Raw genomic sequence first — 1,035 nt, 5'->3', positions numbered from 1 at the left:
ATAGGTACTCACCGTGGTTGCTTTGAGTTTGAGGATGTCCGCAATGTCCTTGGTCCATTTCCCCTCAGCCATCAAATTAAGCACCTTCTGTTCATTGGGCGATAAGCTTTGCAAGGGGTTTTCTCCCCAGCTCTGGTCCTTTTTCCCCAGATTATTGAGCACCAATTGTTGAACGGACGGGCTGACATATTTGCCTTTGTTTAACAACGCCGTGATGGCCGTTTTCAAGTCCGCCTGCGGAGCGCTCTTGGCCAGGTAGCCATCCGCCCCCGCTTTGATATAGGGCAGGGCAAACACCAACTCATCCAAGCCCGAATAGATCAGGATCAGTACCTGGGGCTGCTTGGCCCGAATCAAGGTCATCATCTGGCTATTCTGGGTATCAGGCATGTCGATGTCGAGAATAATGAGGTCAATGGGCTGTTGCTCCAGGGTAGTCAACACCTCCTCAAAGGAGGCACATTGTATGAGTCTAGCCTGTGGGATCAAATCTGGGATAGACCACTCGAAGCTCATGCGTATGAGTGGATGATCATCAGCCGCTAGGATGGTCATGAGATAGAGGAGGGTTAAGGTAGCGCGGGCAAAACTACTAGTTCTCTTGGTTTAAGTATAACAGACTATTTAGCACACTATTAAGTGAACTAATTCTACATACAATGTCGAGCAATTATATCCTATAGGGTACTAAATATTCTATATTCTTGATAGTCAACATTCTACCTCAAAATTGGGGAATAGTTTTTAGGTTTGAGGCAGGAAGTAACAACAGGTTTTGCCCTAACCGCAGACTGGCAACTAGTGTAGCCCATTCAAGGAATAGTCCGCATCTGGTGTCTGATCAATCGTGTTTTACGACACGTCTTGGTAATCATAGCTTGCTTCCTTTTTTCAAAAAATCACAATAAGTCAATCATTTCAAGTCCTATTTAAAACCAGAAGTTAATCATGAAGCCAAGTCTATTAACCAAAGCTCTGTCAGCGGCCGCTACGTTTGTAGCGCTGCTATCCGCCTCGCCAGCCATATTGGCCCAG

1 protein-coding gene is annotated in these 1,035 nt (G+C 46.1%); it reads right to left on the bottom strand.

Going from position 1 to position 1,035, the window contains the following annotated elements:
* Positions 1–555 (bottom strand): response regulator (locus ACYVEA_RS34530; RefSeq protein WP_461117908.1); only part of this gene is annotated, 555 nt, incomplete at its 3' end.
* Between the last annotated feature and the right edge of the window lie 480 nt (positions 556–1,035).

It is taken from the genome of Spirosoma jeollabukense, from assembly GCF_054777855.1.
The sequence above is the reverse complement of the archived record's forward strand: the minus strand, read 5'-3'. Positions and strand labels throughout refer to the sequence as shown.